Below are 19,734 nucleotides of genomic sequence, written 5' to 3' on the forward strand. Positions count from 1 at the left end.
TTAAGTGAATGTAAATTTCACCCAAAACCATTATAATTTAATTAAAGAGATAAGTAAGCAGAGATTATTCTTTAAATGTCCTAACTTACTTTTCTGAAATTTGAGGTGAAATTTATGGAAATTGACAGTAATATTTTTGCAAAAGAAAAAATTAAAAGAACCCTTTTTAAATTTGCCGTACCTGCTATATTTGCACTGTTAGTATCGGAACTTTACAATATTGTAGACACAATATACGTAGGTCACTACATAGGAGTTACTTCACTTGCAGCTATAACAATAGCATTTCCTATTCAAAAGCTACTTATAGCTCTTGGTCTTTTAATCGCTATTGGTACTTCAACTTATGCTGCTAGAAGCTTAGGTGAAAATAACATTTCAGAATTTAAAAAATTAATAGTTACTTCTTTAACTTTAGTTTTAACTCTCTTAACGCTAGTTTCATTCATTGTTTTTGTATTTAGAAAACCTATTTTTTATATGCTTGGCGCTAGTGACATAACTTATGCCTTAGTAAATAAGTATGTATCCATAATATTATTAGGTGGTATTTTTCAATCTTTATCAATAGTAGCCTGTTATATTATGATTTCTCTAAAACAAACTAGAGCTTTATTATATACTAACTTAATTGGTGCTGTTTTGAATATAATAATCAATTACATTTTAATAGTTATGCTTGGCTTCGGAATTGAAGGAGCTGCCATATCTACAGTAATCTCTCAAATAACTGCCTTTATCTTTGCTTTTTATAAATTCAAAAATATTATAAGAGATTTTAATATTGAATTTTCAATGCATTATATTCATACTTCAATTACTAGAGAAATTTTAACTGGTATAATAACTATTGGATTTTCAACCTTTATCATAGAAATTGAAGATGCTTTAGTTTCTGTAGTATTAAATAACCTTCTTTATTCCCAAGGTGGAGAAGCTGCCATTGTAATAGTAGGAGTAATAACTAAAGTTTCAATGTTTTTGTTTGTAACAATAATAGGAATAAGCTCTGCAATGCAACCTATAGTTGCTTATAACTTTGGAGCTAAAAACTATGATAAAGTAAAAAAGGTTTTAATTACTTCAATTAAAACTGTACTAGTAGCTTCCTTTGGTTTTTGGTTAATTTGTATGTTCTTTTCAAATTCAATAATAGGTTTTTTCTTAAAAGATTCTACTTTACTTAATGAAACGGTTAAAGCTTTCAGATTATGTATTTCTTTAATACCTCTAACTGGAGTATATTATATGGGAATAAATTATTATCAAGCAATTGGTGAAGCGAAAAAAAGCTTTTTACTTTCGATATATAGGGAAATTATAATCTTCATACCTTTAGCTATACTATTTGTTGAACTATTTGGTATAAAAGGTACTTGGATTGCTTATCCTATAACTGATGCCATTGCTGCCCTAACTTCCTTTTACTTCTTAAGTAAAACTTTGAGAGAAGACTTCAACGAACTAGAAATAAGCCGCAAACTTAAAATAAAAGCTCATATATAAAAAAAAACAGCTTCCACTTTACTTAAAGTAGTGGAAGCTATTTTTTTATAAGTTATCTTTAATGTATAGAATCGATGAACTTCACTGGATTAATTATATATAGACCTTCTGAAGTAGTTGTCTTAGTTTCTATTAATTTATCTATTATTTGATCAAATGTTAAATTTGGGTTAACCTGCCATGCTAAAGCTGCAAGTCCTGTAACATAAGGAATAGCCCAGCTAAAGCCTCCTTCACCCCAATAAACATAATCGTTATCTGAACTATTACTAGCAGTAGTCCTAAAATCTCCTGGAACAATTATGGTAGACTTATCTATCCTATATTGTTTCAAGTAATTACTAATCTCATAATTTAAAGGATTATCTCTATTCTTTGAAGCATAACACCCTCCCCATGTAAACTTTTTTTCTCCAAGTAAATTAGAGTATACCACTGTTAAACCTTCTGAATTTGCTTTCTTTATAGTTTCTTGCCATTTACTATAATATTTATCTTTCTTCTCTACCCCATCAGATATTGATACAATTCTTATTTTTTCATTCTTAGGAAGTGATTTATTAATATCAATAATTTTATCTATAGCCTTCATATAATATTCTTGCCTATCTCTTGAATCTGGAGTTGCAAAGTAATATAATTTTGCTCCACTTGCCACACCACAAGTTTTGCCTGCCAAAATGGAGGCACAAGCCATTCCATGAAAATGAGAGTTTGTTTGATCACCTATTTTAATGTAGGTCATCTTATCTTTAAATTCATTATGAGTTGATCTTATAGGCTTATCTATAACTGCTACACTAATCCCTTTTCCAGTAATACCTTTTTCATGAATTTTACTTAAGTTAAGACCTGTATCTTTACCAATATCAAACCATTTATCTGGATCATACCCTTGTGGAAGTTTGCTTTTTTCTGGCCACTTTGTTGATTTATCAAAACCTATATTTGAGATTACTTCCAATGAAACCTTGGACAAATCTTTTTTAGATACATCCTTTCCTTGAAACCCATATATTCTCTCAAGCTCTGAATGATGTTTTTTTAAAACTTTATCTGTCACTATATCTGGAAGTTTTGAAGGATTAATTCCCCAATTTTTAGGATCCCCCATTTCTATAGCCTTCTTTACAAAAATACCCCCACCAATCAAAATCAAAATTACAATCGTAATCGTAATAATTAAAATTTTTTTCTTCATTTTTGTATCTTCTCCTTTACTATAAATTTAACAACTATAATAGATTTAGGAATGATTATATAATAAGCATAATACGACGCAACTTTTTCAGAGGACAGAGGAAGAGGGCAATTGACAGAGGTCAGTGAAGGATGATTTTTCTCCGCTTTGCTACGAAAAATCTTCAATTAAATTTTTGATGACTCGTTTCGCTAAAGCTAAACATTGCTGACCTATATGCAGCTAAAGATTATTTTGCTTTAGCTTTAGCAAAACAATCTTTAAAAATAAATTAGTTTTCTGACGTAAGGAGGAAAACTCACCTTCATTGTCCTCTGTACTCTGTCAATTGTCCTCTAAAAAATGCTTCGCATTTTTTTACGCTACGACTTAACCTTTTTCAATACATAATAGCTAGGCCTTCTGCATCCAAAAGCATAGTCTCCACTTTTGCACTGAAAAAACATATAAGTTTCCCCATCAATATCTTTTATAAGATATTCACTTGAAAGCTTGTCTGCTTTATTTATAATAATCCCCTTGGTCCATGATAGCCATTTTTTATCTGTTGTCCCATTTTCAAAAAACTTAAGCTCTTTAATATATGTTTCTTTCTTATTGTATTGCTTATATTTTTTGAAATCTGATATATATCCAACAGAATCTACACATTTCCAGCTACCAATAACCTTAGAATCATATTTATAAGGATAATCAATATTGTCAATTATTCTATTCCTACCTAATTCATCCACTACATATTTAGAGGCAATGTTATTATTAACATTGCTTAAAAATGTATTACTTGGAAACACATTATTTATTTTGGCTTCTGTAAGCATAGTAGTTCCAAAAACTAATAAAATAAATACTGAAATTATAAATGTCTTAGGCGAACTTCTTTTAAATTGTTTTATCATATTAATTCTTCTAACCATATCTTCAGCATTTACTGAAATACCCACTGCCATATTCAATTTTCTTTTTGTATTAAATTTAGAATATTTAATAAGATTTAACATGGTATATCCATATTCCTTTAGCTTGTCATTCTCCACATAACAAAGTGCTAGAGAATCACAGCATAATTCCATGTCCTTCCTTATCCTTTTTATAAAGCACCATATAAGTGGATTAAACCAATAAACTACATTAAGTATTTCAATAATATAATTAGTCAAAATATCTTTTCTTTTATAATGTGAAAGCTCGTGAAGAAATATATTTCTGATATCATTATCATTCATATATTCGATTATATTTTCTGGTATTAATATTCTAGGATTAAAAATCCCAAAAATTGCTGGACTTTTTATATTTTCTCCTTTAACAACAGCTATTTTAGTTTTTATTTTCATATCTTTTTTACATTTTTCTAAAATTCCTATAATTCTATCATCTGCTAATTCATTGCATCTGCTAATCTCATTCAAACACATTTTATATGACATAATCATATAAAATACTCCTAAAGCAACACCTACAATCCATATTATAAATGTTAATTTTATAGTTGATACCGATGATCTATTTTCAATAATAGCCGGATTTAAATACCAATACTCTTTGTTTCCTTGAACACTTCTCAATGCTTTCTCATCTGGATTTTCAGTGAGATACTGATCATAATCAAATTTATCTACTGCAGATACCACTGGGGGTCTATTTAAAAAAATCGGTGTTACATTAAATATACTAAATGAACTTTGAGGCAGCATAGGAATAATTAATCTTATTAAAATAAAAAGTCCTATTATATATTGAATTTGCAATCTCAATTTTTGTTTTAAAAGCTTTACTATAAAAAAAGTAAATAAAATCAGTATACTGGCTGAAAACGATAAGTATAATACCCATTTATATAAAACCATTAAATGAAACATAATCTCTACTTCCTATCATCTAATATACGTTTCAAGTCATCTATATCCTCTTCTGTCAATTTATTGTCCTCAATAAAATTCAATAACATATTTTTAGCAGCACCATTATATACTCTTTGTATAAAAGATTTACTTTCTTCCTTTATACATTCCTTCTCATTAACCAAGGGATAATAACAATATGTTCTACCTTCTTCATTAAAACTTATAGCATTCTTTTTCAAAAGTCTGCTTATAAGCGATTTAACTGTTTTAGGTTTCCATTCTGTGCTGCCTTCTAAATATTTTATTATTTCATTTGCAGTACAAGGGTTTTTATTCCATATAATCTTCATTACTTCCCATTCAGCTTCAGATATTTTAGGCATATTGCTCATATTTTAATCCTCCTATTAATTACAATCGTAATCCATAATATTATACTACAATTGTAATCAACTATTGTCAATATTATTTCAATATATAAAATTGATTAATCTAGAAATTATACCATACTTGTATAAAACAATCTTTATCAAAATATTTATTTATACAAAAAGTTTAATACTGAAAATTTTAATTTCAGTATTAAACCTATACTTAGCTATTTTAAGCTTCACTTCATATAACCAGAATTACCAAATATTCCATTTTTGCAATACCCATAATGAAACCATTGACAGCTTCCACAAATCTCTTGGAATTTTTCATAGCTTAAATTTTCTCTTATACTATTTAAAATATCTTTATACAAATAAGTCCTGTTAACTATCAACTTAAGCTCATTTAATACTTTAATATCAAATTCAAAAACTTTTTCCTGACTTTTGCAAGTGTCATTCTTCAATTCATGTGGACATTTTTCACAAATGTCATCTACTGCTGTTACAATTTTTATATAGGTGTTGTCGCTTAAAGTATTCACTACTCTATCCATATTTTTAGTGAATTTGAAACTATAACCATTACCCTCATACCCCTGAATACATAACAAGTGATGAGCTCTTAAAACTAACATTTTATTAAATTCGCTCCTACAAGTGCTTGCCTAACTTTAACTCCAAATAAGTACGCAGCTATAACTTTCGCAGTATCTAAAAGAACATAAGGAGCTGCTCCTATCATAATAGCTTTTTGTAGAGACATTTTTGTTATGAATGAAAGTTGAAGTACACCAAAAGTATAGCAAATCAGTAATGATATAAACAAACCCAAAATTATCATCATAATATTATGATTTTTTTCTGTTACCTTACCTATTATAAAAGCTATAATAGGATAACTAATCAAAAAACCTCCTGTAGGACCCAGTATAGAAGTTATTCCACCATGAAAACTTGCAAATACAGGTACTCCAACGGCACCAAGTAAAATATAAACAAGTTGAGACATAAATGAAAGTCTACTACCCAAAATTATTGCTGACAAATATACTGCCAATATCTGAAGAGTAATTGGCACTGGACTAAAAGGCACAACTATAGATATTTGTGCTAATATTGATGTTATTGCTGCAAATATTGATATTAATATCATTTCTTTAGTTGATAAATTTAATTTCATACTCCACCCTCCTACTTAATTTTTGTTAACTTATTCTATTAATTAGGTTAACAATTAAATTATAGATAACTACTATTTATTTGTCAAATATTATATTTCCAATTTTAATTGATAATTAAAGTAAAATTATTTATATAAAAATTTAGTCAATAAACATATATATAATCCTATGTAAAAAAGTTCATAATAATTTTCATAGAATTAATATATAAATTAATATTTTATAGTAAAATATTATGTGAGTTTTAAATTTAAATATACAAAAAAACTTTTATTATATAATAATATCAAGTCACTTTAATTTTGAAAGGAGTTTATTTAAATGAAATATGTTCTTGATGTGCATACTCATACTATAGTGAGTGGGCATGCTTACTCTACTTTATTAGAAAATGCTAAATACGCTAGCGAAATAGGTCTAAAACTTTTAGGAACAACAGATCATGGTCCTTCTATGCCTGGTGCTCCTCATGAATGGTATTTTGGAAACCTTAAAGTACTTCCTAGAGAACTTTTTGGTATAACTATGCTTTATGGATGTGAAGCGAATATTATAGATTATGAAGGAACTCTTGATTTGCCAATTGACAGGCAAAAAAAATTAGACATACTCATAGCTAGTATCCATGAACCTATAATGAAAGCAAATAAAAATTCTGATTTAAATACTACTGCTTTATTAAAGGCTATGGATAATCCCAATGTACATATTTTAGGTCATTCTGGTAACCCTAAATTTCCAATTCATGAAGAAGAAATAGTAAAAAAAGCAAAGGAAAAAAATATACTTATTGAAATAAATAATAGTTCTTTTATAAGCTCACGAATAGGCAGCGAAAAAAATTGTTCAAAAATTGCTAGTCTATGTAAAGAACATGGCGTAAAAATAATACTAAATAGCGATTCTCATTTTGCCTATCGCATAGGTGGTTTTGATGCTGCAATAAAAGTATTAAAGCAAATAGATATGCCCGAAGAACTAATAATAAATAAGAGCAAAGAAGATTTTCTTGATTTTTTAAGAGCTAAAGGAAAAAATCTTTAATTTCAATTCAAAATGCTTTGTATAATATAAAAATCATGCGACATAAAGGTGCAGTGGAAGTTTGGATTTTAACTTTCATTCCGTGATATATGCTGTGAAGGAAGATGCGAACGAATTTTAGAAGTTCTTTGCTTGAGATATTGAAAAATTTCGTAATTTTTGCCAGGACGGCAAAAGCTCCGAAAGCGACAGGACGTCGCATTTGAGGAGGTAGAAATTTTTCAATATCTCAAGCATTAGAACTTCTTAATGAAGTGAGTTTTCCTTCACAGCATATATCAGCCGGAATACAGTTGAAAATTACTTCGCTTACGTCGCATTGTACTTATTTTGTTCAACTCTTCTTTTTCAATTTTGCTCTATATCCATTAGGTGTACAATCTTCCATCTTTTTAAATATGCTTCCAAAGTAGCTTAATTGACTATATCCAACCTTTTTACTTATATCAGATATTTTCATATTTGTTTCCTTTAAATATTCTTTAGCCTTTTCTATTCTCAACTTATTTATATAGTCTTTTAGAGACATTCCATTTCTTTCATTAAAAATACTACTTAAATAATTAGGACTTATAAAAAACATCCCTGCAAGAAAATTTAAAGTAATTTCTTGATTAAAGTTATTTTCTATATATAAATTTACTTTTTGTATAATATCATATTTCCCATTTAATAATACATTTTTTAATATATTTATAATTTCTTCACAAGCCTCTAAAATTATGTCTTTTAAGTTATTATAATCAATACAATTTTTTATTTTCTTCTTATACTTGTACCTTATATCCAAAAACATATCCTTATCATTAGTTTCTGAATATACTATCCTGCTTAAAATTATTAGAAGTTCTTCACAATTTTCTTTTATTTCTTCTATAGATAGTCCTTCATATTTAGTTATAATCTGTAAAATGATGTTATGGCAAGCACTTTCATCAAGCTTCTTAATATAATCTTTCAGCTTTTCTTCTTCAGAAATAGGATATTGCATAGTTTCCGTGTGAAAAAAATTTTTAGACTGGAAATTATAGTTTTGAATACTTGAAGATACTTGAGATTTTAAAAGTTTTAAATTAGCCTGCTTTAAAGCATCTTCCAAATAAACTTTTTCCTTTGTATTTTTAAGTATTTCATTATTTTTTTCACTTAATTCTTTTTCCACTAAACTGCTTTCAATAATATTAGAAATTAACTTAGAAACTATTCCTAATGACTCTTGAAGAGCATAAAGCCTGCTTTTAGGAATTAGAGGTATATCATTATATGCAGCTATTAATTCTTTGCAATCTATATTTCTATTTTTACAATTTTCTGAAATTAATTTTTCTGTACCCTTAGACTTATTTATGATAAGGTGTCCACATTTCACATAACCTATAATCTTATCTCCTATTAAAATAGGAACTATTATAGTTATTATATTATTGCAGCATTCAAATACTTTATCCTGTTTATTTAATTCACTTTCATACTTACTTTCCTTTTCTTTACATAATCCAGCTGCTTTGTACAAACTGCAAAACCTATTTAAATTTATAGGCTTTGTAATATCATTATTATTATTATCCGTAATAACTACGGAAAGCTTTAAAAGCTCCGATACTTCTTTTTGAATGTTTTCAAGCACTTCTATATCAACTATATCTAATATATGTTTATCATTTACAATAGATAAATTCTGATGTATTTCCATTAATTTTGATGGTGTATATGTTATAAGGAAAACTAATTCCTCTTGACTTGTATTTATAACTTCATGTTCTGAGTAAGGCGGACAATGAATCAACATACCTTTTTCTAGCTTCTTTTCCTCTCCATTTATCTTATGTATACCCTTTCCTTCAATCACATATAATATTTGTTCTTCTCCAAAATGAACATGTCTAGTCTGCTTTTTACCTGGAAAAAATTTTACCAAACCTGAACTAAGTCTCTGAGTAAGTAAGTTAGTTGGTTCATGCAGCCATGTAACTTCTCCCCAGTCAAATTTTTGTATATCATATTTATTCTTTTTCATCATGTCACCAATCCTAAAATATTCAAATGTTAAAATCCATTTTACAAATATATTATATCCTACTTATTTTAAATCTCAACTTACATTAATTCTACTATAAAATTTAACCAATAGTATTGAATAATAGCAAATGAATTCAACAAAAAATTAAAAAGGGATTACAGCACTAAGAAATTTACATACAATATGTTGTAAAGTCTATTCTTAGTGTAACAACCCTTTTCTAAATATACATTATTATTAAATTGTACTACTATAATTTTATTTCAACACTGCCCCTGTGTTTGCTGATGTAACCAATTTTGCATATCTTCCTAAATAACCCTTTGTTATCTTAGGTTCTGGTTTAACATACTTTTCTTTACGTTTTGCAAGTTCATCTTCACTAACTAATAATTCTAACTTTTTATTTGATATATCTATAAAAATTTTATCTCCTTCTTCTACTAAGCCTATTATTCCATCCTCCATAGCTTCTGGGGATATATGACCAATAGCAGCTCCTCTTGTAGCCCCTGAAAATCTTCCATCAGTTAAAAGCGCTACATCCTTATCAAGTCCCATACCTGCTATTGCGGCAGTTGGAGATAACATTTCTCTCATTCCTGGACCACCTTTTGGTCCTTCATATCTTATAACTACTACATCACCTTTATTTATATTACCCTTGAATATTGCTTCAACAGCTTCTTCTTCAGAATTAAATACTCTAGACGGACCTTCATGTTTAAGCATTTCTTTAGCTACTGCAGATTCTTTTACAACAGCACCATCTACTGCTAAGTTTCCTCTTAATATAGCAAGTCCACCTTTGTTACTATAAGGTTCTTCTACAGAATGAATTACATTTTTATCTTGTACAATCTTATTCTTAATATTTTCTCCTACAGTTTTTCCTGTTACAGTTAACGCATTTTCACAAATAAGCCCCTTCTTAGATAACTCATTCATCATAGCTGGAATTCCTCCGGCAAGATGTAAATCTTCCATGTGGTATTTTCCACTAGGACTTAATTTAGTTAAGCAAGGAGTTTTTGAACTTATTTCATCAAATAAATCTAAATCAAGTTCTATGGAAGCTTCATGCGCTATTGCTGGTAAATGTAATACTGTATTTGTTGAACCAGCCATAGCCATATCAACAGTTATTGCATTTTTAAAAGCATCCAATGTTAATATATCAAGTGGTCTTATGTTATTTTTTAATAATTCCATAACTCTCATTCCAGCATATTTACCTAATTGTTTTCTTTCACCTGAATGAGCTGCTGATGTCCCATTGTAAGGAAGACCCATACCTAAAACTTCAGTTAAGCAATTCATACTATTAGCAGTAAACAAACCAGAACAAGAACCACATCCTGGACAAGCTTTTTGAGCTATATCTTCAAGTTCTTCTGATGTAATTTTACCATCATTATAAGTTCCAACACCCTCTATGACAGTAGTAAAATCTGCATCACAACCATTACGTTTTCCTGCTTTCATTGGACCACCACTTACAACTACTGCTGGTATGTTTAATCTAGCCGCCGCCATAAGCATTCCTGGCACAATCTTATCACAGTTAGGGATTAAAACTAATCCATCAAATCCATGGGCTATTGCCATAGTTTCTATAGAATCAGCTATAAGTTCTCTACTTGCTAAAGAATATTTCATTCCTACATGTCCCATAGCAATACCATCACATACACCTATAGATGGAAATTCCATTGGAGTTCCTCCTGCCATAGTAACTCCAACCTTTGCAGCATGTGCAATTTCATCTAAATGTACATGTCCTGCTATTACTTCATTTTGAGCATTTACAATTCCTATTAATGGTCTATCTATTTCTTCTTTTGTAAATCCCATACCATACATTAAAGATCTTGTTGGAGCACCTTTTGCTCCTCCTTTTACAACATCACTTTTCATTAATAAATTCCTCCTAAAAGTTTATATTACATTTAAACTGCAAATGTTAATTGCTTACCTTCATTGTCCCTCAGTCAATTGTCCTCTGTCCTCTGAAAAAGTTGTACCTCATTATGCATATACTAAGTCAAACTTTCGTATGTACGAAAGTTCAGTTAATTATATATATTGTATAATATTATACTTGAAAGAACTATAGATAATTTACTGAAAATATACTTCTTTATTAAGCTTTAGATACTATGAAAATATTACTGTAAAATATTAATATATTACATTTTAATTTAAGACTTGTTATCATAATGATTAAAATTTAAAATATTTTATTTTTTCAATATATTTAATATTCAATTACATTTTGCATATATAACAACATTTCTTCAACATTTTATAACTTTAATTTACAATATTCATCGTAAATTTGCTAACTTATTAAAAAACTAAATATCAATATAAAGAAAATAGTAATATAACAAAAATTTAGTGACTATTTAAAATAATGCACTTTTATGTTAAAATTATATAAATTGTTAATAAAATGTATCTTTAATAGTTATATTTTATAATAAAAACTCACAAAATTTTAGGGGGCATATTTATGAAAAACATGGAATTAAATTATGGTAGAGGAACAGTTAATCTTTCCTTAGATGAAAAAAATATAATTGAGGTTATCGAAGGAAACGAATTTAAAGTTTCAAAATCAGAAGATGAAATAATTCTAGATGCATTACACAATCCTATTGGAAGTCCTAGGCTTAAAGAACTAGTCCATGCTGGAGAAACTGTTTGTTTGATTATACCTGATATTACAAGAGCTTGGCAGAAAACTGACAAATTCTTATACAAAATTGTAGAAGAATTAAATGACGGTGGAGTAAAAGATAAAGACATAACTGTTATAAGTGCAGCAGGTTCTCACAGGGAACAAACTAAAGAGGAACATGAAAAACTGTTAGGAAAAGAACTAGCCAAAAGGCTATCTGTTATCAATCATGATTGCTTTGATAAGGAAAATTTAGCCTATGTTGGTGAAACTACATATGGTACCCCAGTATGGGTAAATAAAAAAGCTTTAGAATGTGACCATATAATACTTGCAGGTGGTATTGTTTATCATTTTCTTGCAGGATATGGTGGAGGAAGAAAAACTGTTCTTCCAGGAATAAGTTCTTATGAAACTATAATGCATAATCATTCACTTTGTCTTAAACCAAACTTAGGTGAAGGTAAAAATCCAAATTCAGCTTGTTCAAACTTAAAAGGTAATCCAATCCATGAAGATATGATGCAAGCTGCTGCATTTTTAAGACCTACTTTTATATTTAATGTAGTTGTTGGACATGATGGAAAAATTGCTGCTGCAGTTAGCGGAAACTATGTAGAAGCTTTTTATGAAGGATGCAAAATAGTCGATAAAATAGATGGAGTAACTATAAAGGAAAAAGCTGATCTTGTTATTGGTACAGCAGGAGGATTTCCTAAAGACATAAATTTCTACCAAACTAGTAAAACTATTATAAATGTAAAAGAGGCTGTAAAAGAAGGCGGCACAATGATTATTTTAAGCCAGTGTAGTGAAGGTCTTGGTGGAAATCAGGATGTTAAGGACATGCTACTTAATTATGATAATTTATTGGATAGAGAAAAAGAATTACGTAGAGAATATAGTATTTCAAAGGATATAGCTTATATTTTCTGCGAATTTGCTAGCAAATATGATGTTATATTTGTATCTGATTTAGATCCTGAGCTTCTAAAAAAAGCTAATATAACAGTAGTTAAAACTTTAGACGAAGCTCTAGAACTTACTTGGAAGAAAAAAGGCAAGGACTTAAAAACTTATGTTATGACCGCTGCTGCAAGTACATTTCCTAAAATGATCTAGTAATAATAGACAGGCTGTCGCACTAAAAAAATTAGTGCGACAGTTTTTTGCCTAAAAAATGTATTAAAATTTTATATCCATGTATATTTTAAAAAACAATCTATCATTTTCTTTATATGTTTTTACAAAACCACCATGAATCTTAATAATGTCTTTAACAATTGATAATCCTAATCCACTGCCTTCCTTTTGTCTAGATAAATCTTTTTTATATAACCTTTCAAAAAAATTTTCTATTTCATCATCAGTAATTGGTTCTTCAGGTATATTGCAAACTGAAATTATTGCATAAAATTTATTATTATATTTTTCTTTACTTATATTAAATTCAACACTTGTATTAGGTTTTGAATATTTTAATGCATTACTTAAAAGATTATTTATCGCTCTTAAAAATAAATTAGGGTCCACATAAATATAAATAAATTCCTGCATTAAATTAATAGAAAGTGTTAAGTTATTTTTTATAAATTCATCTACCTCTTCTTGAACAATCTGCCTTGCTAATTCATTCAACTCTATTTTTTGTTTTTCAAGCACAATATCTTTAGAAGAAAGTTTTGAATATTGAAAAAAATCATCAAGTATATTCTTTAAATATAAACCCTTTTTATCCACTATATCCAAATAGCTATTAAGTTCATCTTTTGATACATACTTACCATTTTTAATCATATTTATATATCCAAGTATGGTGGTTAAAGGAGTTCTTAAATCATGTGATATATTAGTAAGAAATTCACTTCTTTTTTTATCTTCTTTTTCCATCTCTGAAGTCATATAGTTTATATCCTCTGCCAATTCACGGAGTTCATTTTTATATTTTAATGGTACTCTTTCATATAAATTACCTTCTGCAATACTTCTCACTGTTGATTTTATTTTAGATATATAAGATATGCGCTTCCATATAATCAAGAAAAAAACAATTATAAAAATTATGCCTGTCATTATACCTACAATGTTTCCATTTTCTAATTTTCCATAACCCACATATATATAATATAAGTAGCATCCGTCTTTTAAATAATCACATCTAGTTATCTTAACTAAATTCTTTCTATTGCCATTTAAAAATTTAAATGTTTTTTTACCATCTATAACTTCGTTGGCATCTATACTTTTAATTTGCTTGTTGTTTGAAGCTATTACTTTTCCATCTTTATGTACTATAGAAATAAGGTATAATATGCTATTTTCTTTATCCATGTATTTCTGTACTTTATTAGAATCATTAATATTCATATTTTTTAATTGATACTCAATTCCAGTAATCATATCATCATGTACATATTCTGTAGTGTTTTTAGAATTATTTAAAAAGGAACCTAAAATAAATTCTTTCAAAATAACTGCAAATATAATGGCTATAATAGCTGAAATAACTGCCGAAAAAACTAATTCACTTCTAAGTTTAAAGATCCTTTTCAATCTTATATCCAACTCCCCAAATAGTTTTTATATATTTTCCTTGCTTAACGCTGTCTCCAAGTTTTTCTCTCAAATTTTTAATATGCATAGTTACAGTATTATCATTTTGCATAAAAGTATCCTTCCATAAAAGTTCATAAAGCATTTTAGTAGAATATACTCTTCCCTTATTAATTGCTAGTGTATATAAAATTTCATATTCTTTAGGAGTTAATATTATTTCCAAATCATCTTTTTTAACTGCATATTCTAAAGTATTTATTTCTATATCTTTAACCTTTATTATATCCTGACATGAATTGTTATTACTCTTAGTTCTTTTTAATACAGCCATAACTCTCAATGAAAGTTCTGTAAAATCAAAAGGCTTTACTATATAATCATCACAACCATTTATAAATCCTTTTATTTTGTCCATTTGTTGACCCTTTGCAGTAAGCAGAATAACAGGTATATTGGATGATTCTCTAAGCTTAAGCAGCATAGTATACCCATCCATTTTAGGCATCATAACATCTAAAAGTATTAAAGAAAAGGGCTTTGCCTTTAAAATTTTTAGTCCTTCCTCTCCATTACAAGCTTGTTCCACTGCATAACCTTCTTTACTAAAATAATTTACAAGCATTTCCCTTATGTCTCTATCATCATCTACTATCAATATATTTTCTTTCACATTTATCACCCAATTTTAAATTATATCACTTTTTTGGTACTGACTCTTAAGTCATCCTCAAAAAATAACTAATCAAAATCTCTTTTTCCAAAAATGTAAGTACTTAAAAACAGCATAATTAAAATCCAACTAAAACATACCATTAAAACAAATAATATACTTATGTTGCTAGTAAGTTGTTGGGAAATACCTCCTGTTAAAATCTCAAGATTATCAATTATATACGGAGTAGGAAAAAATTTTACGAAAACACCATATTTAGCTGATACAAGATATCTGCCTGCAAATCCTAACACATACCAAATTGCTGTTCCGCAAATTAATATAAAATTTGTAAGTGCCGAAATTAGTGAATTTTTACAAACAGTTGATATAAATATTATTATTGATACAATAGCCATTGAAACAATTATTGTAATTAATACTAATATAATAATGGAACTCCAAAGTGGAATCATTATACGGCTTCCAGGTACATACTTCATTTGTGAAGTTAATGAAGTTAAAGGTAATGATTTATCCAAAACATACTTTGCACCTACATCAAAGGGCAATCTATAATCCGAAAATCCCAAATGAATTCCAGATTCCAAAATAAATATTATTGTACTTATAATAATAGTACCTGCACTTAAAATTATTGAAACAATAAATTTTGATATTATAATTTTTTTTCTTGAAATAGGTCTAGTAATCAAATTTTTAATGGTATTCGGAGCATATTCTCCTGATACTATATCAGATAACAATACAATCATACTAAGTAAAAAAATCATTGGAATAAATACCATTAGAATTTCTATAGCTCTATATGTTCCTCTAGGTGTTAACTCACTTTTTTCTATATTATATTCTTTTTCATATTTTAACTGATCTATTTTATATTCATTTTTAGGATTATTTTCTTTTTCTAATTTTTGAATTTGTTCATCTAGTTTTGATTTATCATAATTATTTATTATGTCTAATTGTTCTTCTATGTCAGCTATTTCTTTTTCAGTTCCAATTATATCTCGTGAAAATTCTGCTTTTTTAAACTCTGTCTCTGCTTTATCTCTACCACTCTTCTGAATATTAAGAATCTCCTTATCTCCCTGAAGATTTGCCTCCAAAGTTTTTGTTTTTGAAACATTTATGATTCCAAAAGCTATCGTAATCATAACAATAATAATAATGGAAATCTTTTTTTTAATTATAACTCTTTTAAGTTCCTCCCATATATATTTACTCATTACTACCTTCCCCCATCATCTTTACAAATTTATCTTCTAAATTTTGTTTTACTTCAAAGCAACCTTCTACATTTACTCCATCCTCATGTAAACTTTTTAATATCTCAAAAATATCATGTAACTCAGTATTTATTAAAATTGAAATACCGTCATTTTCTACTTTTAATAGCTTTACATAAGGTATCTTTTGAATAATTTCTGATGATTTTTGAGGAAAATTAGTTTTTATAAACATATTTTTTTCAGTACTAACTTTTTCTTTATCACCTATTTTCTGAATACTAATAATTTTTCCATCATCTATGAACACGACCTTTGTACATATATTTTCTATTTCACTTAAAATATGAGAAGATATAAAAATACTTACTCCTTTTTCTTTAGCTAAAGTATTTATAGTGTTTTTAAGTTCAAAAACTCCCATAGGATCTAATCCATTTGTGGGCTCGTCTAGTATTAGTAAAGATACATTCCCCATGATTGCCTGTGCCAACCCTAACCTTTGTTTCATACCCAAAGAATATTTCTTCACTTTTTCATCAATTTTACTGCCTAAATTAGAAAATTTTATAGCACTTTCTATTTCATCTTTTGTCACATTTTCCAGTACGCTAGCTATATAATTTAAATTTTGCCTTCCTGTCATATATCCATACATCTCTGGTGTTTCTACTACTGATCCAATATTTTTCAAAGCTTTCTCTCTTTCAGTTTTAAGATTCTTTCCGCATATTATAACTTCGCCTTCATCAGAAAATAACATACTTGTTATAATTTTAATCAAAGTAGTCTTTCCCGCTCCGTTTCTCCCTACAAAACCACATATCTCACCTTTATTTATAGAAAAGTCAACATCAGTTAATACCTGTGTTTTTCCTCTCTTCTTAGAAATATTTTTTAATTCTAAAACTTTTTCTGTCACTTTCATCATCCTTTTTAATATATTTTATTTTCTCCTAACATTTACAAGTATAAAAGATAAAAATATATTAAAAATGTATTAAAAATAAATAAAAAATAAAGTTTTACGTATAAGGAATAAATATATAAATTATTTCTGACAAGTTATAGAGAGATGCTTTGCATCTGAATGATAATTGAGAAACACAATTGATTTAGAAATGATATATGTTGAGCTATCAAACCTTGAGTAAACAATAAACTTAATTTTTATAGTTAATAAGTAAGAATGAATAGTTCTTAACTTGCGAAGCTTTGCTTAGTGCTTATACTAAGTCAAATTTTTACATGCACGAAAATTCAGTTAATTATATATATTGTATAATATTATACTTGAAAGAACTATAGATAATTTACTGAAAATATATTCCTTTATTAAGTTTCAATTTTATAATAAAAATTACAAAATTTTAGAGGGCATATTTATGAAAAACATGGAATTAAATTATGGTAGAAGAACAGTTAATCTTTCCTTAGATGGAAAAAATATAATTGAGGTCATCGAAGGAAATGAATTTAAAGTTTCAAAATCAGAAGATGAAATAATTCTAGATGCATTACACAATCCTATTGGAAGTCCTAGACTTAAAGAGTTAGTTAATCCTGGAGAAACTGTTTGTTTAATTATACCTAATATTACAAGGGCTTGGCAGAAAACCGACAAATTCTTATACAAAATTGTAGAAGAATTAAATGCTGGTGGAGTAAAAGATAAAGACATAAATTTCTATCAAACTAGTAAAACTATTATAAATGTAAAAGAAGCTGTAAAAGAAGGCGGCACAATGATTATTTTAAGCTAATGTAGTGAAGGTCTTGGTGGAAATCAAGATGTTAAGGACATGCTACTTAATTATGATAATTTATTGGATAGAGAAAAAGATTTACGTAGAGAATAGAGTATTTCAAAGGATATAGCTTATATTTTCTGCGAATTTGCCAGAAAATATAATGTTATAAACCAGATTTTAATTAAATATTTATTTCTTTGAAACAAAATGCCTGTTTTTTGTATCCTTATATAGAGTAGGAGGGATTTAAATTGGAAGTTTTAAAACCAGATGAGTTGCTTACAAGTATTTATGAGGATACATATAATGATGTTTTGAGATATGTTGTTATCAAGTGCCGAAATGTAGATGATATTCAAGACTTAATGCAAAATGTATATTTGAATTTATACAAAAGGTTAAGAAAACATGGACAAGTTAAGGAACCCAAAAAATATCTTATAAAAATTGCAAAGCACGAATTATTTAAGCATTATGGTTTACTTAGCTTTAGTAAAAACTTTATACCAGTATTTTCTCAAGCTGATGATGAGGATTTTTCAAGACTTGAGTCACAATTATGTAAAGAAGAAATTAATGATGATGCACTTTTAGTTAAGGAGTTATGGCAATATATAAAAAGCAGAGATATACTGACTTTTAAAATATTCACATTATACTTCAGTAAAGGGTTTAAAATATGTGAAATTGCTGAACAACTTAAAGTTAATGAATCAATGGTTAAAAACAGGTTATATCGAACTATAAAAGAAATAAATAAAAAGTTTGAACTTTAAAGAGTTTAAGAATAAGGAGGTAAATTTAGTATGAAAAAGAATGAATTTTTCAAAAGAGTGATAGACAATAATATTGTAGACAAAGAGCGTATATTAAAAAATACTTTATCTAATTATAATGAAGATAAAAAGTATGGATCTAGTAAGCATACAATGCTATCATTCAGATTAACGGCAGTATTCTTAGCTTTTATAGTAATTCTTGGGTATAATTTATTGAAGATGAAACCTACGAGTGTATCTAAAACATTTAATAATATGGACTCATCAGAAGTAAATAAATCAAATAACTATTTCAAAGTATTTGCATGTGCTGTAGACAATAAGGTTTCTGCTAATGATGGTAAACTTAAAATTGATGAAAGTAAAAAAATTGAACTAAAAGTTAATACGGAAAGAGAAGTACCCTATGGTAAAATTGCACAAGGTAAACTTGTTTCTTATGTAAATAAAAAAGGAGAAGAAATTAAAGGATATGAAGTTAATTTTGAAGCAGATTTCAGACTAGTATGTGATGCATCAAATATAAAATCTGCTACATTTACATCTATTAATGGAGAACTCTATTATTGTGATGATGAAATGTTTAAAAAAATGGAGGATAATGGGGAAGTATCTTTTAAGCTTCAGCAAGGAAATTCATCATATATTCATAGAGGATCAAAGATAAAAGTTTATGGTAATAAAGGTGAAATTGTTCTTGATTGGAATCCAGTAAAGTCTATGGACATTCTCCAGAAAGAAAATTTTTCTAACAATTATGAAAAACTGCCCAGTGATACAATAACTGCTGAAGTAGAATTTGAAGATAGACAAGTAATAAGAAAATCTATAAATTTATCCTTCAATAAAGAAGGAAATCTAGTAGTAGAAGTTAAGAAATAAATATT

The 19,734-nt window shown here is 27.8% G+C and carries 17 protein-coding genes; 6 read left to right on the top strand and 11 right to left on the bottom strand.

Annotated features, from left to right (window positions below):
• The first annotated feature begins 114 nt into the window (after positions 1-114).
• The gene (locus EG57_RS0211750) at positions 115-1,506 is read left to right on the top strand and encodes an MATE family efflux transporter (protein WP_032077407.1); all 1,392 of its coding nucleotides are present in this window, start codon (positions 115-117) and stop codon (positions 1,504-1,506) included.
• A gap of 58 nt (positions 1,507-1,564) precedes the next feature.
• Here the strand turns inward: EG57_RS0211750 and EG57_RS25450 are convergent, their stop codons facing one another.
• From EG57_RS25450 to EG57_RS0211775, 5 genes are all read right to left on the bottom strand, one after another.
• The gene (locus tag EG57_RS25450) at positions 1,565-2,707 is read right to left on the bottom strand and encodes a S8 family peptidase (RefSeq protein ID WP_052037878.1); all 1,143 of its coding nucleotides are present in this window, start codon (positions 2,705-2,707) and stop codon (positions 1,565-1,567) included.
• Between the two features lie 362 nt (positions 2,708-3,069).
• Complete coding sequence (locus EG57_RS0211760) at positions 3,070-4,569, bottom strand: M56 family metallopeptidase (RefSeq protein ID WP_032077408.1); 1,500 nt, start codon at positions 4,567-4,569, stop codon at positions 3,070-3,072.
• 5 nt (positions 4,570-4,574) lie between these two features.
• Positions 4,575-4,946 (bottom strand): BlaI/MecI/CopY family transcriptional regulator, encoded by a 372-nt coding sequence (locus EG57_RS0211765; protein WP_032077409.1) that lies wholly within the window; start codon positions 4,944-4,946, stop codon positions 4,575-4,577.
• Positions 4,947-5,164: 218 nt separating this feature from the next.
• Positions 5,165-5,566, bottom strand: a complete 402-nt coding sequence (locus tag EG57_RS0211770) for a DUF1284 domain-containing protein (RefSeq protein ID WP_032077410.1) — start codon at positions 5,564-5,566, stop codon at positions 5,165-5,167.
• Positions 5,560-6,111 (bottom strand): biotin transporter BioY, encoded by a 552-nt coding sequence (locus EG57_RS0211775; RefSeq protein WP_032077411.1) that lies wholly within the window; start codon positions 6,109-6,111, stop codon positions 5,560-5,562. Before EG57_RS0211775 ends, EG57_RS0211770 begins: the two co-directional genes overlap by 7 nt.
• Before the next feature lie 322 nt (positions 6,112-6,433).
• Here EG57_RS0211775 and EG57_RS0211780 point away from each other — a divergent pair, with 322 nt between their 5' ends.
• The gene (locus tag EG57_RS0211780; protein ID WP_032077412.1) at positions 6,434-7,156 is read left to right on the top strand and encodes a phosphatase; all 723 of its coding nucleotides are present in this window, start codon (positions 6,434-6,436) and stop codon (positions 7,154-7,156) included.
• 334 nt (positions 7,157-7,490) lie between these two features.
• Here the strand turns inward: EG57_RS0211780 and EG57_RS0211790 are convergent, their stop codons facing one another.
• Positions 7,491-9,173, bottom strand: a complete 1,683-nt coding sequence (locus tag EG57_RS0211790) for a PocR ligand-binding domain-containing protein (RefSeq protein ID WP_242859843.1) — start codon at positions 9,171-9,173, stop codon at positions 7,491-7,493.
• A 261-nt stretch (positions 9,174-9,434) separates the two neighbouring features.
• Complete coding sequence (gene ilvD / locus EG57_RS0211795; protein WP_032077413.1) at positions 9,435-11,093, bottom strand: dihydroxy-acid dehydratase; 1,659 nt, start codon at positions 11,091-11,093, stop codon at positions 9,435-9,437.
• 598 nt (positions 11,094-11,691) lie between these two features.
• On the opposite strand from ilvD, the gene EG57_RS0211800 reads away from it, so the two are divergent.
• Complete coding sequence (locus tag EG57_RS0211800) at positions 11,692-12,981, top strand: lactate racemase domain-containing protein (RefSeq protein ID WP_032077414.1); 1,290 nt, start codon at positions 11,692-11,694, stop codon at positions 12,979-12,981.
• Between the two features lie 63 nt (positions 12,982-13,044).
• Here EG57_RS0211800 and EG57_RS0211805 read toward each other — a convergent pair whose 3' ends face one another.
• The 4 genes from EG57_RS0211805 to EG57_RS0211820 form a co-directional block, all read right to left on the bottom strand.
• Positions 13,045-14,412: a HAMP domain-containing sensor histidine kinase gene (locus tag EG57_RS0211805; protein ID WP_032077415.1), complete on the bottom strand. Its 1,368-nt coding sequence runs from the start codon at positions 14,410-14,412 to the stop codon at positions 13,045-13,047.
• On the bottom strand, positions 14,396-15,085 hold the full coding sequence (locus EG57_RS0211810; protein WP_032077416.1) for a response regulator transcription factor: 690 nt from the start codon (positions 15,083-15,085) through the stop codon (positions 14,396-14,398). The genes EG57_RS0211805 and EG57_RS0211810 overlap by 17 nt, the downstream gene beginning before the upstream one ends.
• A 68-nt stretch (positions 15,086-15,153) precedes the next feature.
• On the bottom strand, positions 15,154-16,317 hold the full coding sequence (locus EG57_RS0211815; protein ID WP_032077417.1) for an ABC transporter permease subunit: 1,164 nt from the start codon (positions 16,315-16,317) through the stop codon (positions 15,154-15,156).
• Positions 16,310-17,245: an ABC transporter ATP-binding protein gene (locus EG57_RS0211820; RefSeq protein WP_032077418.1), complete on the bottom strand. Its 936-nt coding sequence runs from the start codon at positions 17,243-17,245 to the stop codon at positions 16,310-16,312. Before EG57_RS0211820 ends, EG57_RS0211815 begins: the two co-directional genes overlap by 8 nt.
• Positions 17,246-17,702: 457 nt before the next feature.
• Here EG57_RS0211820 and EG57_RS25170 point away from each other — a divergent pair, with 457 nt between their 5' ends.
• The 3 genes from EG57_RS25170 (at position 17,703) to EG57_RS0211835 (ending at position 19,729) form a co-directional block, all read left to right on the top strand.
• The gene (locus tag EG57_RS25170) at positions 17,703-18,080 is read left to right on the top strand and encodes a lactate racemase domain-containing protein (protein WP_052037880.1); all 378 of its coding nucleotides are present in this window, start codon (positions 17,703-17,705) and stop codon (positions 18,078-18,080) included.
• Between the two features lie 239 nt (positions 18,081-18,319).
• The gene (locus EG57_RS0211830) at positions 18,320-18,844 is read left to right on the top strand and encodes an RNA polymerase sigma factor (protein ID WP_032077419.1); all 525 of its coding nucleotides are present in this window, start codon (positions 18,320-18,322) and stop codon (positions 18,842-18,844) included.
• Positions 18,845-18,874: 30 nt separating this feature from the next.
• Entirely contained in the window at positions 18,875-19,729 is an 855-nt protein-coding gene (locus EG57_RS0211835) for a hypothetical protein (RefSeq protein ID WP_032077420.1), read from the top strand.
• Positions 19,730-19,734: the final 5 nt, after the last annotated feature.

It is taken from the genome of Clostridium drakei, assembly GCF_000633595.2.
GTDB classification, from domain to species: domain Bacteria; phylum Bacillota; class Clostridia; order Clostridiales; family Clostridiaceae; genus Clostridium_AM; species Clostridium_AM drakei.

Excerpts from the sequence above, each read along its gene's own strand:
- EG57_RS0211750 (WP_032077407.1), top strand. The coding sequence starts at position 115 with ATGGAAATTGACAGTAATATTTTTGCAAAAGAAAAAATTAAAAGAACC.
- EG57_RS25450 (WP_052037878.1), bottom strand. The coding sequence starts at position 2,707 with ATGAAGAAAAAAATTTTAATTATTACGATTACGATTGTAATTTTGATT.
- EG57_RS0211760 (WP_032077408.1), bottom strand. The coding sequence starts at position 4,569 with ATGTTTCATTTAATGGTTTTATATAAATGGGTATTATACTTATCGTTT.
- EG57_RS0211765 (WP_032077409.1), bottom strand. The coding sequence starts at position 4,946 with ATGAGCAATATGCCTAAAATATCTGAAGCTGAATGGGAAGTAATGAAG.
- EG57_RS0211770 (WP_032077410.1), bottom strand. The coding sequence starts at position 5,566 with ATGTTAGTTTTAAGAGCTCATCACTTGTTATGTATTCAGGGGTATGAG.
- EG57_RS0211775 (WP_032077411.1), bottom strand. The coding sequence starts at position 6,111 with ATGAAATTAAATTTATCAACTAAAGAAATGATATTAATATCAATATTT.
- EG57_RS0211780 (WP_032077412.1), top strand. The coding sequence starts at position 6,434 with ATGAAATATGTTCTTGATGTGCATACTCATACTATAGTGAGTGGGCAT.
- EG57_RS0211790 (WP_242859843.1), bottom strand. The coding sequence starts at position 9,173 with ATGAAAAAGAATAAATATGATATACAAAAATTTGACTGGGGAGAAGTT.
- ilvD (WP_032077413.1), bottom strand. The coding sequence starts at position 11,093 with ATGAAAAGTGATGTTGTAAAAGGAGGAGCAAAAGGTGCTCCAACAAGA.
- EG57_RS0211800 (WP_032077414.1), top strand. The coding sequence starts at position 11,692 with ATGAAAAACATGGAATTAAATTATGGTAGAGGAACAGTTAATCTTTCC.
- EG57_RS0211815 (WP_032077417.1), bottom strand. The coding sequence starts at position 16,317 with ATGAGTAAATATATATGGGAGGAACTTAAAAGAGTTATAATTAAAAAA.
- EG57_RS0211820 (WP_032077418.1), bottom strand. The coding sequence starts at position 17,245 with ATGAAAGTGACAGAAAAAGTTTTAGAATTAAAAAATATTTCTAAGAAG.
- EG57_RS25170 (WP_052037880.1), top strand. The coding sequence starts at position 17,703 with ATGAAAAACATGGAATTAAATTATGGTAGAAGAACAGTTAATCTTTCC.
- EG57_RS0211835 (WP_032077420.1), top strand. The coding sequence starts at position 18,875 with ATGAAAAAGAATGAATTTTTCAAAAGAGTGATAGACAATAATATTGTA.